The organism is Hahella sp. HNIBRBA332 (assembly GCF_030719035.1).
Lineage (GTDB): Bacteria > Pseudomonadota > Gammaproteobacteria > Pseudomonadales > Oleiphilaceae > Hahella.
The window spans coordinates 1,069,273-1,084,186 of record NZ_CP132203.1 but is presented as its reverse complement, the minus strand read 5'-3'; the positions used below and the strand labels follow the sequence as shown (position 1 = coordinate 1,084,186).

Annotated in this window: 12 protein-coding genes and 4 tRNA genes; 4 read left to right on the top strand and 12 right to left on the bottom strand. The window is 51.2% G+C overall.

The genetic code is table 11. The features are described 5' to 3' along the window. Positions 1–29: 29 nt before the first annotated feature. The 6 genes from clpP to O5O45_RS05060 form a co-directional block, all read right to left on the bottom strand. Positions 30–671, bottom strand: a complete 642-nt coding sequence (clpP, locus tag O5O45_RS05085; protein WP_371747965.1) for an ATP-dependent Clp endopeptidase proteolytic subunit ClpP — start codon at positions 669–671, stop codon at positions 30–32. 108 nt (positions 672–779) lie between these two features. Beyond that, the gene (gene tig / locus O5O45_RS05080) at positions 780–2,129 is read right to left on the bottom strand and encodes a trigger factor (RefSeq protein WP_305904170.1); all 1,350 of its coding nucleotides are present in this window, start codon (positions 2,127–2,129) and stop codon (positions 780–782) included. Between the two features lie 118 nt (positions 2,130–2,247). Further along, a tRNA-Leu gene (locus O5O45_RS05075) sits at positions 2,248–2,332 on the bottom strand. A 68-nt stretch (positions 2,333–2,400) separates the two neighbouring features. Continuing rightward, positions 2,401–2,476 (bottom strand) — tRNA-His (locus tag O5O45_RS05070). 40 nt (positions 2,477–2,516) lie between these two features. Then, positions 2,517–2,593 (bottom strand) — tRNA-Arg (locus O5O45_RS05065). Positions 2,594–2,653: 60 nt separating this feature from the next. Further along, positions 2,654–2,730, bottom strand: a tRNA-Pro gene (locus O5O45_RS05060). A gap of 365 nt (positions 2,731–3,095) precedes the next feature. Here O5O45_RS05060 and folD point away from each other — a divergent pair. Beyond that, on the top strand, positions 3,096–3,980 hold the full coding sequence (folD, locus tag O5O45_RS05055; RefSeq protein WP_305904169.1) for a bifunctional methylenetetrahydrofolate dehydrogenase/methenyltetrahydrofolate cyclohydrolase FolD: 885 nt from the start codon (positions 3,096–3,098) through the stop codon (positions 3,978–3,980). 108 nt (positions 3,981–4,088) lie between these two features. Here folD and cysS read toward each other — a convergent pair whose 3' ends face one another. Both cysS and O5O45_RS05045 read right to left on the bottom strand, forming a co-directional pair. Then, positions 4,089–5,492: a cysteine--tRNA ligase gene (gene cysS / locus O5O45_RS05050; protein WP_305904168.1), complete on the bottom strand. Its 1,404-nt coding sequence runs from the start codon at positions 5,490–5,492 to the stop codon at positions 4,089–4,091. A gap of 53 nt (positions 5,493–5,545) precedes the next feature. Further along, positions 5,546–7,234, bottom strand: coding sequence for a glutamine--tRNA ligase/YqeY domain fusion protein (locus O5O45_RS05045; RefSeq protein WP_305904167.1), 1,689 nt, complete (start codon positions 7,232–7,234; stop codon positions 5,546–5,548). A gap of 218 nt (positions 7,235–7,452) precedes the next feature. Between O5O45_RS05045 and O5O45_RS05040 the strand changes: the two genes are divergently transcribed. Together O5O45_RS05040 and O5O45_RS05035 are read left to right on the top strand one after the other, a co-directional pair. After that, positions 7,453–7,947 (top strand): peptidylprolyl isomerase, encoded by a 495-nt coding sequence (locus O5O45_RS05040; protein WP_305904166.1) that lies wholly within the window; start codon positions 7,453–7,455, stop codon positions 7,945–7,947. A gap of 3 nt (positions 7,948–7,950) precedes the next feature. Further along, positions 7,951–8,685, top strand: a complete 735-nt coding sequence (locus O5O45_RS05035; protein ID WP_305904165.1) for a UDP-2,3-diacylglucosamine diphosphatase — start codon at positions 7,951–7,953, stop codon at positions 8,683–8,685. A 27-nt stretch (positions 8,686–8,712) separates the two neighbouring features. Here O5O45_RS05035 and O5O45_RS05030 read toward each other — a convergent pair whose 3' ends face one another. Beyond that, complete coding sequence (locus tag O5O45_RS05030) at positions 8,713–9,321, bottom strand: MiaE family protein (protein WP_305904164.1); 609 nt, start codon at positions 9,319–9,321, stop codon at positions 8,713–8,715. A gap of 338 nt (positions 9,322–9,659) precedes the next feature. Between O5O45_RS05030 and acnB the strand changes: the two genes are divergently transcribed. After that, positions 9,660–12,230, top strand: a complete 2,571-nt coding sequence (gene acnB / locus O5O45_RS05025) for a bifunctional aconitate hydratase 2/2-methylisocitrate dehydratase (protein WP_305904163.1) — start codon at positions 9,660–9,662, stop codon at positions 12,228–12,230. Positions 12,231–12,291: 61 nt separating this feature from the next. Here the strand turns inward: acnB and tmk are convergent, their stop codons facing one another. The 3 genes from tmk to pabC form a co-directional block, all read right to left on the bottom strand. Next, positions 12,292–12,918, bottom strand: a complete 627-nt coding sequence (gene tmk / locus O5O45_RS05020; protein WP_305906189.1) for a dTMP kinase — start codon at positions 12,916–12,918, stop codon at positions 12,292–12,294. A 64-nt stretch (positions 12,919–12,982) separates the two neighbouring features. Continuing rightward, a complete protein-coding gene (gene mltG, locus O5O45_RS05015) occupies positions 12,983–14,062 on the bottom strand; it encodes an endolytic transglycosylase MltG (protein WP_305904162.1) in 1,080 nt (359 codons plus the stop codon). Beyond that, positions 14,013–14,837, bottom strand: coding sequence for an aminodeoxychorismate lyase (pabC, locus tag O5O45_RS05010; protein WP_305904161.1), 825 nt, complete (start codon positions 14,835–14,837; stop codon positions 14,013–14,015). Before pabC ends, mltG begins: the two co-directional genes overlap by 50 nt. Between the last annotated feature and the right edge of the window lie 77 nt (positions 14,838–14,914).

Genomic DNA, 14,914 nt, shown 5'->3' with positions numbered 1-14,914 from the left:
TCTTACGTATTTACCATACTCCAAGTATGCTAACCAACCACCCGTTTATCAAGCACGGAGTCTATCAAGCCATAATTTTTAGCCATCTCCGCGTCCATGAATTTATCCCGGTCGGTGTCGCGGGCGATTGTCTCGATATCTTGCCCAGTGTGCTTGGAGAGAATGTTGTTCAGCTTCTCGCGCAACAACAGAATTTCCTTGGCATGTATCTCAATATCAGAAGCTTGCCCTTGAAGGCCGCCCAGTAGTGGCTGGTGGATCATCACTCGAGAGTGCGGCAAACAGTATCGCTTTCCAGCAGCTCCGCCGCTTAGCAGTAAGGCGCCCATACTAGCCGCCTGCCCGATACACATCGTAGAAACGTCAGGCTTAATAAATTGCATGGTGTCGTAAATTGACAGCCCCGCAGTCACGGAACCGCCAGGAGAATTGATGTAGAGATGAATATCTTTGTCCGGGTTCTCTGACTCCAGGAACAACAACTGCGCCACCACCAAGTTAGCCATGTGGTCTTCAACTTGGCCGACCAGAAAAATGATCCGCTCCTTCAACAGCCTTGAGTATATATCGTAGGATCTTTCGCCCCGCGCGGTCTGCTCGACCACCATGGGCACCAGAGCATTGGCTATTTCTAATTTATTCATCATCATTGCGTTGTCGTCGCGAGCCATTTTTATCAGAACTCCATTGCTTTCTATAAAAGACAAACAGCCGGACGTTACCGGCTGTTTGTCATTCTAGCTTAATTTGCTGGCTTTTTTAGCGCAAGACCGCGTTTTTTATTCCGCGCTTTGCTCAGCGTCTTCCGCTTGATCAGCTTCCGCAGCAGAAGCCGTTCTAGGCTTGACAGCGTCTTCGTATGATACGGACTTAGTCTCGATCTTCGCCTTGTCCGCTACAAAGTCCACTACTACGTCTTCCAGAACTACAGACTGCATTTGAGCCTTCTGCTCAGGGTTGCTCATATACCAGCTAACTACTTGCTCAGGCTCTTGATAGCTAGAGGCCAGCTCACGAATTTTCGCTTCGATCTGCTCTTCAGTTGCTTCCAGATTGTTATCCTTAACCACTTGAGCAAAAATTAAGCCGGTCTTAACTCGTTTGACCGCTTGATCCTTAAACAGTTCCGCAGGCAATTGCGAAGCCTTCATTTGGCCGCCGCCAAAACGTTGAGCGGCATCTTCACGCATTCTGTTAACTTCAGAGTCAACCAAAGCGGAAGGGACTTCAAATTCGCTCAAGCCCAGCAACTGATCAACCACTTGCTGTTTAACTTTGTTTGCGATGGCAAATTTTGCTTCGCGCTCCATGTTTTTGCGAATTTCGACTTTGAAAGCCTCTTCGCCACCTTCCTGCACACCGTACTGCGCGAAAAACTCATCATTGATTTCAGGCAGCTCAGAGCGCTCAACCTTACTCACTTTCACTTCAAACTGAGCAGGTTTACCTTTCAGGTTTTCTGCGTGATAGTCTTCAGGGAATGTCAGATCCAGCGTTTTTTCATCGCCAGCTTTTAAACCTACCAAGCCGTCTTCAAAGCCAGGAATCATCCGTTTGGAGCCGATAACGATCTGTGCATTTTGCGCAGAACCGCCTTCGAACGCTTCGCCATCAACCATACCTTTAAAGTCGATAGTCAGACGGTCGCCTTCAGCAGCCGCGTCTTCGCTGTCTTTCCATACAGAAGACTGCTGACGCAGCTTTTCGATCATGCTATCAACGTCAGCATCAACGATTTCAAAGTCTTCTTTTTCAACGCTGATAGAGGAAAGGTCGCCGATAGCTACTTCAGGATAGATTTCAAAAGTGGCGATAAACTCCAAGTCTTCGCCGTCTTCGATTTTTTTGGGTTCAAATTTGGGATAGCCGGCGGGGTTCAGGTCTTCTTTCTGAAGCGCCTCAACATAAGCGTCGCGCATCATTTCGCCGATAACTTCCTGGCGTACGCCCTCTCCGTAGCGCTTTTTGACCACGCTCATCGGTACTTTGCCGGGACGGAAACCATTCATGCGGACAGTACGAGCAGTTTTCCGCAAACGCTTTTCTACTTCCGAGTTAACTTGAGTTGCCGGCACACCAATTGTCATTCGACGCTCGATAGAAGAGGTCGACTCTAGCGAAACTTGCATGATAATCCTCGATTCTGATACGCAACTTAAAAAAGTGGAGGCAAATATTACGGAGCCCCGGATGCTTTAGCAAGTAGAGAATACAAACGAGGAGCTTCGCAATTATTAAATATTAACATGGTGCGAAAGGAGAGACTCGAACTCTCACACCTTTCGGTACTGGAACCTAAATCCAGCGCGTCTACCAGTTCCGCCACTTTCGCACTATAAGAGGTAGTTTTGCTGCAAAATACATCAAAACTTTTTAACAAGCCCTAAAGCTTGAGAGGAATGGGGTGGACGAAGGGGATCGAACCCTCGACCGCAGGAATCACAATCCTGAGCTCTACCGACTGAGCTACGTCCACCACAAATGCTTCGCTAACTAAGGGCCACCATTCCGTAGCATGGCGCGCCCGGCAGGACTCGAACCTGCAACCCTCGGCTTAGAAGGCCGATGCTCTATCCGGTTGAGCTACGGGCGCTCTATATTCGCGAATCCTTGCGAATTACCACCTTAAACTGTGATTACTCACTGAGTAAAGTGGTCGGGGTAGAGAGATTCGAACTCCCGACATCCTGCTCCCAAAGCAGGCGCGCTACCAGACTGCGCTATACCCCGCTCTTAGTGAGACCAGGCGTCTCAGCGAAAGCTGGCGCGAATAATACTCGCGGCACCCACCACCGTCAACCATCAATTTGAAAATACTTAAAATATTTTCTAACACGGGCCATTCGAGTGGCAATAACCCGCAATCACATATAAATGAACAAGATATCTAGAAGCGCCGGTCTCACGCCTATATTTTCACTTCAACACCATAACATACATATAGACGCCCATTAGCTACCAATACCCTCATCATGCGCAAACGCATAGCTTTGGATAAAATCACCCTGCCGGGAGCTTCCTGGCCCATTACATTAAACAATTGAGCTACGACGCCATTTCAGTAAAATGTGGGCCCCTATTCCCATCAGTTGGCCATGACTATGACTCACGCCCAGAACAACCATCACGCTAGGCTGATCGACGGCAAGCAGGTCGCCGCGGACGTTCGCAAAAATGTTGCAGAAGGCGTAAAAGCCCGTATCGATAGCGGCTTACGCCCTCCCGGTCTCGCCGTTGTATTAGTGGGAGAGGATCCCGCCTCCCAAGTTTATGTTAAGAATAAAACCAAGGCTTGCGAAGAAGTCGGATTTCTCTCCCAAAAATACACACTGGAAGAGAGCACGACAGAGCAAGAGTTGCTCAGCCTGATCGACACGCTTAACGAAGACAACGCCATTGACGGCATACTTGTCCAACTGCCTCTCCCTGCACATATGGATGCAGACAACATATTAGAACGCATCAAACCAGACAAAGACGTTGACGGCTTCCACCCCTACAACCTTGGCCGACTGGCGCAGCGCATGCCCGTACTCCGCCCCTGCACCCCTAAAGGCATCATGACACTACTGGCCCGCACGGGCGTTGAACTACGCGGAAAAGACGCACTGGTGGTTGGAGCTTCCAATATTGTCGGACGCCCAATGGGACTGGAGCTATTGTTAGCAGGCTGCACCGTCACTATCACTCACCGCTTTACGGTCAATCTTCCAGCCAAAGTAAGCCAGTCTGACATTGTCGTCGTCGCGGTGGGACGCCCAGGCATTGTTAAAGGCGAATGGATAAAGCCCGGCGCCATCGTGATTGATGTGGGCATCAACCGCAAAGAAGATGGCGCACTGGTTGGCGACGTGGAATTTGACGAAGCAGCGGAACGCGCGAGCTGGATCACGCCAGTACCCGGCGGCGTTGGACCAATGACAGTCGCCACCCTCATGGAGAACACCCTTTACGCCGCCAATCACCTGCACAAAGATTAGTTCCCTTTTCATAGCGGCCAGCACATAGCCAACGCTATCTCCATATAAAGAAAAGCCCCGACCACTTGTACAAATGGCCGGGGCTTTTTTGTTATTTATATACTTACGTCATGCTCTCTGCCAGGTTGTACCTTCGCGCGAGTCGTTAAGCAATATGCCTTTATCCTTGAGCAAGTCTCTAATGCGGTCAGACTCAGCAAAGTCCTTATTAGCGCGAGCCGCATTGCGCTGGGCAATATAATCTTCAATTTCGGCCACGCTCAGCCCTCCAACCTCTTCACTCTCCCCCTGCATCAGTGATTCAGGGTTAGCCTGGAGCAGGCCAAGCACCTCAGCCAAATTAACCATGCCTTTCGCCAGCGATAACGCCTTGGCGCGATCTTCCTTTTTCGCCACGTTTATCGCTTTCGCCATATCAAACAACACAGCTACAGCGGAGGAAGTATTGAAGTCATCGTCCATCGCCTGGTAGAAGCGCCCCTGGTACTCCCTGGTCGCCTCCTCATCCGCATGAGCGCTTTCTAGCTCTCCGTAGAGTTCACGGATAGTGTTGTACAATCGCTCCAACCCACTCCACGCCTCGTTCAAGGCGAGATCAGAATAATCAATCGCGCTTCTGTAATGACTAGAGACCAAAAAGTACCGAACAACTTCCGCCGGATACTTATCTAGAATTTCTCGAATTGTGAAAAAGTTACCCAAAGACTTGGACATCTTTTCCTTGTTAACTCTTACCGCACCAGCATGCATCCAATAATTAACATACTTACAACCCGTAGCGGCTTCCGACTGGGCAATTTCATTTTCATGGTGCGGGAACTTAAGGTCTGGTCCGCCGCCATGGATATCAAAGGTATCGCCCAAGCATTGCGTAGACATCGCAGAGCACTCAATGTGCCAACCGGGACGCCCCTCACCCCATGGCGAACTCCATGACAACTCACCCGGCTTCGCCGCCTTCCAGAGCACAAAATCCGCAGGGCTGCGCTTCTCCGCATCCACTTCAACTCTGGCTCCAGCGCGAATTTCATCCAGCTTCTGCTTGCTGAGTTTACCGTAATCCGCAAACTGCTCTACGGCGTAGTAAACATCGCCATTGGACGCGTGGTAAGCATACCCTTTATCCACAAGACGCTGAATCATAGCGATAATCTCGCCAATGTGCCCCGTCGCACGGGGCTCCACAGAAGGAGACAGCACGCCCAACGCCCGCTCATCTTCATGCATAGCATCGATAAAACGAGCCGTCAGCGCATCAACAGACTCCCCGTTATCACGCGCCCGATTCAGGATCTTGTCATCAACATCGGTAATGTTGCGCACATAGTTAACGTCATAACCCTTGGCGCGCAGGTAACGGGTAATTATGTCAAAACACACCAGGACCCGGGCATGCCCGAGGTGACAGTAGTCATATACAGTCATTCCGCAAACGTAGATACCGACCTTACCGGCCTGAATGGGTTTAAACTCTTCTTTTTGCTGAGAAAGGCTACTGTATATCTTCAACACGACCTATTAGTCCTAATGTTACCGTTAACGTTGCTTCCGGCGACAAGGCGAACTTATTCGCCCTTCGCCTCTATTTTCGCCCAAGTGTCACGAAGCGTGACTGTGCGATTAAACACCAGCCGCCCTTGGGCGGCCTTGATTGGGTCAAGGTAAAAATACCCCTCCCGCTCAAACTGGTAAGGAATCTCAGAGTTCGCCTGACTCAAGCTCGCCTCAGCCTTGGCTCCACTTAAGACAACCAGTGAGTCTGGATTCAGGAATTCCGTAAATTCCACTTCTTTCTGGGCATCCGGGCTTTCGTGATTGAACAGCCGATCATATAGCCGCACTTCCACGTCCACCGCCTGATCCGCAGCGACCCAGTGAATAACTCCCTTAACTTTACGTCCTTCAGGGTCTTTGCCCAGTGTGTCGGGATCATAGACACAGCGCAATTCAACAGGTTCACCCGCTTCATTCTTGATCACTTCATCGCAGCGAATCACATAGGCGTTACGCAGGCGCACCTCTTTCCCTAACACTAAACGCTTGAAGTGCTTGTTAGCGGATTCCCGGAAATCTTCCTGATCGATATAGATCTCTTTCGCAAATGGCACCGTACGCGTCCCCATGGATTCATTTTGAGGATGCGCCGGGGCAACCAACTCCTCGACCTGCCCTTCGGGATAGTTAGTAATCACCACCCTCAACGGATGCAATACACACATTGCTCTGGGCGCACGCTCATTCAAGTCTTCACGGATCGCGAATTCCAGCATAGCTACGTCGACCACACCTTCGCTACGCGTAACGCCGATTGCGTTACAAAAGCTACGAATTGAGCGAGGCGTATAGCCGCGACGACGCAACCCAGCCAGAGTCGGCATGCGCGGATCATCCCAGCCTTCAACATACTTTTCGTCCACCAGTTTCTTCAGCTTACGCTTACTGGTGACGGTGTAGTTGAGATTTAAGCGCGCAAATTCAATTTGCTGCGGATGACAATCAATACTGATGTTATCCAGCACCCAGTCATACAGGGGGCGATGATCTTCAAACTCCAGCGTGCATAGAGAATGGGTTATCCCTTCCAGGGCGTCCGAAATTGGGTGGGTGTAATCGTACATCGGGTACACGCACCACTTATCGCCAGTCTGATGATGGTGTGCGCGACGAATGCGATACAAAATCGGGTCGCGCATATTGATGTTAGGCGACGCCATATCGATCTTAGCGCGCAGCACATGCGCCCCATCCGCAAACTCACCTTTCGCCATACGATGAAACAGGTCCAGGTTTTCCTCAACGCTCCGGTCGCGGTATGGACTTGGTTTGCCTGGCTCCTTCAGTGAGCCGCGATATGCAGTCATTTCTTCCGGCGTCAGGCTACACACATAAGCCTTGCCTTTATTAATCAGCTCAATGGCGTACTCAAATAACTGATCAAAGTATGAGGAAGCATGTCTGATAGGCTCTTCCCACTCGCATCCCAGCCACTTGACGTCAGTGGCAATCGAATCGATATATTCCTGGCTTTCTTTTTCAGGATTGGTATCGTCGAAGCGCAGATTGCAGCGGCCATTGGCGTAGGTTTCAGCAACGCCAAAGTTCAGACAAATGGACTTCGCATGACCGATATGGAGATATCCATTCGGTTCCGGTGGAAAACGGGTATGCACTTTGCCGCCATGCTTGTTCGCCGCCAGATCTTTATCAATGATCTGGGTAATAAAGTTGGGCTTTATGGCCTCGCCTTCACTCATAAAAATGCTTTCTCTACCATCAATGATTATTGCGCTCAGGCTGCGTCTCAGCCCTGCAAAAGAATTCGCTTTTGTTATTCCCTGGATTATACGCACAGGGGATAAACCGGCAATTATAGGGAAACTTTACCTTCGTCGCAGCGCAAATTACTGAAATGGTCGCCGCTTTTTGGCTAAAATGACGTTTTAACCGTTCAAAAGCCTTAAAAGGTAACTACATGATTCTTTTGCAGACAAACTTCGGTGACATCAAAATCGAGCTCGACTACGAAAACGCGCCCATTACAGCGAAAAACTTCGAGCAATATGTCCGCGACGGCTTTTATGACGGCACTATCTTTCACCGCGTCATCTCCAATTTCATGATTCAGGGTGGCGGCTTTGAGCCAGGACTTGCCCCCAAGCAGGCCCGCGCGCCAATCAAAAATGAAGCCAACAATGGCCTTAGCAACATGACAGGCTCCGTCGCCATGGCCCGCACTATGGACCCTCATTCCGCCAGCGCTCAATTTTTTATTAACGTAGCGGATAACGGATTTCTGGACTTCACATCGGAAACCACTGAAGGCTGGGGTTACGCAGTATTCGGCAAAGTCGTCGAAGGCATGGACGTCGTCAATCAAATCAAATCTGTCGCCACCACTTACAAAGGCGCACACCAGGACGTTCCAGCCGAGGACGTGATTATCACTTCCGCCTCCATCGTCGAATAAATCATGCCAACGCTGTTTATTTCCGATTTACACCTGGAAATGGAAAAACCGGAGCTCACCCGGTTTTTCTTTAACTTTCTGGACAAAATAGCTCCGAATGCAGACGCACTGTATATACTCGGAGACTTCTTCGAAGTCTGGGTAGGCGACGATGAACAGTCCCCTCTGCAAGTAGAGGTGGCGCAGCGACTGCACAGCCTCGCAGAAGCCGGAACGCATATCTATCTCATGCATGGCAACCGCGACTTCCTCATTGGGGAGGCCTATGCGAAGCAATGTGGCGCCACCTTGTTGGAAGACCCTCATGCGCTTGACCTGTATGGCGTCCCATCATTACTCATGCATGGCGACTCGCTTTGCACACTGGACGCCGCCTACCAAAAGGCTCGCGCCACATTTCGCAACCCGGCCTTTCAGTCGCAATTTCTCTCCCGCCCTCTGGATCAACGCCAATTAACCGCCCGCCAAATGCGCCAAATCAGCATGGCGAAGAACCAAGGGAAAGCGGAAGAAATTATGGATGTCGCTCAGGACGAGGTAATAAGCACCTTCAACAGCCACCAGATTGAGCTGCTAATTCACGGTCACACCCACCGCCCCGACACGCATCGTTACAACTTGCCTCAAGGGAGAGTGAAGCGCATTGTTCTGGGCGACTGGGGAGAGGAAACCTGGTATGGCCGAGCGGACGCCGACGGCTTCCAGTTACTGAACCTGAAAGCCGAGGATATAGCCTGACGCAGGCAGCGTCAGGCCCTCAACACATCAAGCGGGAACACCGCTATGGAAACGGAACTCCGAATCGGGCGAACAAATCAAATCAGCTTCCACCCCACGAACATAAGCCACCCTGTCCTTTATATCGACTGGAGAACGTTCTTTAGCCAGCTTCAGATAACTTCTGTAATGGCGCCCCTCCGACTCAAGCAAGCCTCTATAAAAAACAGCCAGCTCTTCATCCAAATATGGAATTAATCGAGCGAATCGCTCACAGGAACGCGCCTCTATAAACGCGCCAACGATCAACATATCCACCAACCTGTGCGGCTCCCCCTTACGAACGCAATCGCGCAACGCAGAAGCATAACGGGACGCCGTTTGCTTGCGATCAGACACTTTTCGGCCCTGCATGATCTTCACTACCTGCTCATAGTGACGCAGTTCCTCCCGCGCAAGCTTCGACATCCGAGTCGACAGCTCAATATCCTCAGGGTATCTGAACATCAACTGCAATGCTGAAGAAGCCGCCTTCTTCTCACATTGCGCATGATCCACCAGCAATAACGGCAGCTCCGCTGCAGCTTTACGCAACCAGGCCTCGGGCGTTTCACACCCTAAAAAGCTAACGATGTCTTCAGGAGCCGACACAGACATATCCACTATAATTTCCGCACTAAAGTCAAAAATAATCGTCAAAATTCGAGCCGCGCAGTATACCAGAAATTCCCATATCCCCGCCCACTCCAACTCATTACCGACGCCATTTTCAATGAGCCGCTCACCCTCCTACATTCACGAAAGTTTATTACGACCAATGGCTACATTTTTCAAATTTATATCGACTATCAACCGGGCTGATAGGGCGTTTGCTTAACTTTGCACTATCATTGGCATAGAATATTGCGTCTTTATATATGGAGCGAAGTAACCTCTCGCCCAATCAAAAACACCGCCCCATAAGGGCGGATACAGGAAATGATGAGGGTTCTACCGTGCTAGAAGCATATCGTAAACACGTTGAAGAACGAGCCGAACTAGGCGTCCCACCCAAGCCACTTAACGCAGAGCAAATGGCAGGGTTGGTGGAGCTACTGAAAGCCCCCCCAGCCGGTGAGGAAGAAACGCTAGTAGACTTGTTGGAAAATCGCGTGCCCCCCGGTGTTGATGAAGCGGCATACGTTAAAGCCGGCTTCCTCACCGCCATCGTTAAAGGCGAAGCCCAATCCCCCCTGATCTCCAAGGAAAAAGCCATTCAATTATTAGGCATGATGCAGGGCGGCTACAACATCTCCACATTGGTTGAACTGCTGGACGACGCCTCTCTTGGACAACTCGCCGCAGAACAACTGAAGTCTACGCTTCTGGTTTTCGACACTTTCCACGACATCAAAGAAAAAGCGGATGCAGGCAACGCCAACGCGAAAGCAGTCATGGAATCCTGGGCTAACGCAGAATGGTTCCTGCAAAAGCCTGAAGTGCCCAAGAGCATTATCGCTACTGTTTTCAAAGTAACAGGCGAGACCAATACCGACGACCTTTCTCCCGCTCCTGACGCCTGGTCGCGCCCGGACATTCCTCTACACGCTAAAGCGATGTACAAAATGCCTCGCGAAGGCATCACCAATGCCGAGCAGCAGATCGAAGAGCTGAAGAAGAAAGGCCACGAAGTCGCTTTCGTCGGCGACGTAGTCGGCACAGGCTCCTCCAGAAAGTCCGCCACCAACTCCGTACTTTGGTACATTGGCCGCGACATGCCAGGCGTGCCCAACAAGCGCACCGGCGGCATCTGTATCGGTGGAAAGATCGCCCCTATCTTCTTCAACACAATGGAAGATGCCGGCGCTCTACCTTTTGAATGTGACGTATCCCAGATGAACATGGGCGACGTAATCGAAATCCTGCCATTCGAAGGCAAGGTTAAGAATCACGAAACCGGCGAAGTCATCGGTGAATTCGAACTGAAATCAGACGTACTGCTGGACGAAGTTCGCGCAGGTGGACGTATTCCTCTGATTATCGGCCGCGGCCTGACCGATAAAGCTCGCGAAGCTATGGGCCTAACGCCATCCGACGTATTCCGCCGCCCACAAGCCGCCAGCGACTCCGGCAAAGGCTTCACCCTGGCCCAGAAAATGGTCGGAAAAGCCTGTGGCGTTGAAGGTATTCGCCCCGGTCAATACTGCGAACCTCGCATGACCACCGTCGGCTCTCAGGACACCACCGGACCGATGACTCGCGACGAGCTGAAAGACTTGGCGTGCCTGGGCTTCTCTGCTGACCTGGTTATGCAGTCATTCTGTCACACCGCCGCTTATCCCAAGCCGGTTGACGTAGAAATGCAACACTCTCTGCCAGACTTCATCATGAACCGCGGCGGCGTGGCGCTGCGCCCCGGCGACGGCATCATTCACAGCTGGCTGAACCGTATGCTGCTGCCCGACACCGTTGGCACCGGCGGCGACTCCCACACTCGCTTCCCCATGGGCATCTCTTTCCCAGCAGGATCAGGCCTGGTCGCTTTCGCCGCCGCCACTGGCGTGATGCCTCTGGACATGCCTGAGTCAGTACTGGTTCGCTTTAAGGGCAAAATGCAGTCCGGCATCACGCTGCGCGACTTGGTTCACGCCATCCCCTATTACGCAATTCAGCAAGGCCTGCTGACCGTTGAAAAGAAAGGGAAGAAAAACATTTTCTCTGGTCGCGTACTGGAAATCGAAGGTCTGGAAAGCCTGACTGTCGAGCAAGCGTTCGAGCTTTCCGACGCATCAGCAGAGCGTTCCGCAGCAGGCTGTACTATCACCCTGTCTGAAGATTCAGTCGCCGAATACCTGCGCTCCAACATTGTTATGCTGCGCTGGATGATTGCTGAAGGCTACGGAGACGTTCGCACCATCGAGCGCCGCGCCAAAGCCATGGAAGAATGGCTGGCCAACCCAAGCCTGATGCGCGCTGACTCCGACGCTGAGTATGCAGCGGTTATCGAAATTGACATGGACGAAATCAAAGAGCCTATCGTTTGCTGCCCGAACGATCCAGACGACGCCAAGAAGCTGTCGGAAGTGGCAGGCGACAAAGTTGATGAAGTATTCATCGGCTCTTGTATGACCAACATTGGTCATTTCCGCGCCGCTGGTAAACTGCTGGAGCAAAACAAAGACGCGCTAAAAACCCGATTCTGGATGTCCCCGCCCACCAAAATGGATCAGGCGCAGCTGATGGAAGAAGGTTACTACAACATTTACGGACGCAATGGCGTGCGCACAGAAATGCCAGGCTGCTCCCTCTGCATGGGCAACCAGGCTCGCGTAGCTCCCGGCGTAACCGTACTGTCTACATCCACTCGTAACTTCCCCAACCGTTTGGGCGATGGAGCCAATGTCTACCTGACTTCCGCGGAACTGGCGGCTGTCGGCGCAGTATTGGGTCGCCTGCCTTCTGTTGAAGAGTACATGGATTATGCGAAGAATATCGACAGCATGGCTGGCGAAATTTACCGCTACCTGAATTTCGACAAAATGGACGCATACACAGAGAAAGCAGCCAACGCGAAAGCTGAGGCCTAAAACAAAACGCCCCGCAAATGCGGGGCGTTCTTTTACCACTCAAAGCTCAAGCCCGTAGTTGCTAATCAGCCAGCTTCGCCGCCAATCCCTCAGCGATCGCCGCTTGCACATCTTCCAACGACTGTTGCGCATCCACGACCAGAAAGCGCTTCGGATCTTCGGCCACTCTCTTCATATAACCATCCTGAACACGGGAATAAAACTCCTGCTTCTCCCGCTCAAAACGGTCCAAAGCCCCCCGCTTTCTTGCCCTTGTCATCCCCACCTCAGGATCAATACGCAATAGCAAAGTTAGATCCGGCTTGAAGTCCGCCTGTACAATCTTTTCGAGGTCGTGAATCATTTCCCAGGACAAACCACGCCCCCCACCTTGATAAGCATAGGTTGCATCGGTAAATCGGTCGCTCAACACATGCACACCCCGATCAATAGCTGGCCGAATCTTTTGCTCTAAGTGCTGAGCTCTCGCAGCGAACATGAGCAGCAGCTCAGCCGTGGACGAGACGGATTCTTCACGGGGACGCAACAACAGCTCTCTGACCTCCTCCGCCATCGGCGTACCACCCGGCTCCCGAGTCATAACCACCCCCTCGCCCTTCCCCTCTAAAATAGAACGAATGAAGTTGAGATTAGTGGTCTTACCCGCCCCCTCAATACCTTCAACGGTAATAAACAACCCTTTCTTCAACATTTGCACCCATTAAAACACCCGAACTTAAACCCAATGTAGCACGCACAGCATCAACACTCGATCACTGCGTTGAGCGATAGTCCTCTCTGCGGCGTAGCTGATACTTTCTGACTGCTCTTACATGCGCATCATGCGTTTTAGAAAACTCATGAGTACCGTCGCCGCGCGCCACAAAGTACAGATCCCCCGTTATCTCTGGGTGTAACGCCGCATGAATGGAAGCGCGCCCAGGCATAGCGATCGGCGTTGGCGGCAAACCTTTTATGACATAGGTATTGTATGCCGTCGCTTCGCGCAAATCTTTTCGCCGTAGATTACCTTCGTATTTATCCCCCATACCATAGATCACAGTGGGGTCTGTCTGCAGACGCATCCCTTTCTCCAGCCGCAAAGTGAACACTCCTGAGATACGTCCTCGCTCACTGTCCACACTAGTTTCTTTTTCGACGATCGAAGCCAGCACCAGCGCCTCGTAGGGAGTCGCCGCCGCACTCCAGGCGCTCTTGCGAGACCATTCATCCTCCAAAATACGGACCATCCGACGATGAGCCGTAGTCAGCAGATCTATGTCGCGGGTCCCCTTCTTATAAAAATAGGTATCAGGAAACAGAAGACCTTCTGCATGTGAATAGTTCATGCCCAGCAATTTGGCGAGCTGCGCAGGATCTTGTGTACCAATGGTTTTTTCCAGTTTCGGATGATTATCCAACTCACGCAGCACATCCTTCAGATTCCAACCTTCAATGATGGTGAGCGCATAATTCAGAGTATTCCCGGAAGTCAGCAAAGCGAATAGTTCAATGGAGTTTTTACCAGGCTCAAGTAAATACTCGCCAGCTACCAGCTGCTTATCTTTTCTGCTCAGACGGCCGTACCAATAAAACCATTCCGCGTTTTCCAGCACCCCCTCCTCAGCCATCCGATCGGCGACTTTCCGCAAAGAATCGCCACGCTTGACTTCAATCGTGGTGGTGGCAGCGACTGGCAAAGGCTGCGATAACAAATAACGCCCGTAATAGTATGCGCCGGCGACAACTGCTGATGAGAGAAGAAATACAGCAAGAAGGGTCTTGAGAACGAACTTTCTCAGGCTAAAACGGGATTTTTTGGTGGACTTTTTCTTGGAGTTCTTTGATGACACAGTTGATATTCAGTAATTTACCATCTAATTGATTAACTGGGATAACCCCCATCACGCTGTTGACTAAAGCCATCCCCTTGATTTCCCTCAATTCTGCCCGAGTAATATTCGCCTCATCAATATGCAAACCCCACTCAGGAGCATTGTTAAGGATATATTGTCTCAGCACACCCTTCACCCCCGATTTCGCCAGCGTTGGCGTAAAGATTTTCTCCTCATCCCAGAGAAAAATATTCGTTCGAGTTCCCTCAACTAAACGCCCGGAAGCATCAAACATCAATCCTTCGAACGCCTGCCCATCAAGCTCAATGGACGCCAACACCTGCTCAAGGCGATTAAGATGCTTCAGCCCCGCGTATGCGCCATATTCCACAGTCTGCGATTTTAGGCTCCGTACGCTGCCGCCATGCGCTTGAATCGAAACGACATCTGGCGCAGCAAACAGGCCCAGTATCTCCACCGGACACTGCCTCTCGGGCAGCGCATACCCTCTTCCGCCACTTCCTCGGGTCAATACAATCTTCAACACACACTTGAAGCTCATACCTTTACTCTCTGCAAGCAGATCATCCAATCTCGCCAGCAAAGAAACGCCATCTACGTCATAAGGTATTCGCAATCGCTCACACCCCATCCGCAAACGCGCCAAGTGCTCATCCCATAAAACAGGCTGACCATTTACCACAAGAATAGTCTCGAAGAGACCGTCCCCGTAGGCCAACCCCCGATCGGTGATCGATATATGATCCGCTTTTTCGCCGTTTAACAGATACACGCATCAACCCAAAAAAAATCACAAACCCTAAAAGCAAAAAACCGCCCGCAAGGTCTACCTGCGAGCGGTTCTTCGGC

What these genes read in the sequence shown, in the direction of transcription:
- O5O45_RS05040 (WP_305904166.1), top strand. Translation starts at nt 7,453, where the DNA reads ATGATTCTTTTGCAGACAAACTTCGGTGACATCAAAATCGAGCTCGAC.
- O5O45_RS05030 (WP_305904164.1), bottom strand. Translation starts at nt 9,321, where the DNA reads ATGTCTGTGTCGGCTCCTGAAGACATCGTTAGCTTTTTAGGGTGTGAA.
- O5O45_RS05045 (WP_305904167.1), bottom strand. Translation starts at nt 7,234, where the DNA reads ATGAGTGAAGGCGAGGCCATAAAGCCCAACTTTATTACCCAGATCATT.
- folD (WP_305904169.1), top strand. Translation starts at nt 3,096, where the DNA reads ATGACTATGACTCACGCCCAGAACAACCATCACGCTAGGCTGATCGAC.
- clpP (WP_371747965.1), bottom strand. Translation starts at nt 671, where the DNA reads ATGGCTCGCGACGACAACGCAATGATGATGAATAAATTAGAAATAGCC.
- O5O45_RS05035 (WP_305904165.1), top strand. Translation starts at nt 7,951, where the DNA reads ATGCCAACGCTGTTTATTTCCGATTTACACCTGGAAATGGAAAAACCG.
- tig (WP_305904170.1), bottom strand. Translation starts at nt 2,129, where the DNA reads ATGCAAGTTTCGCTAGAGTCGACCTCTTCTATCGAGCGTCGAATGACA.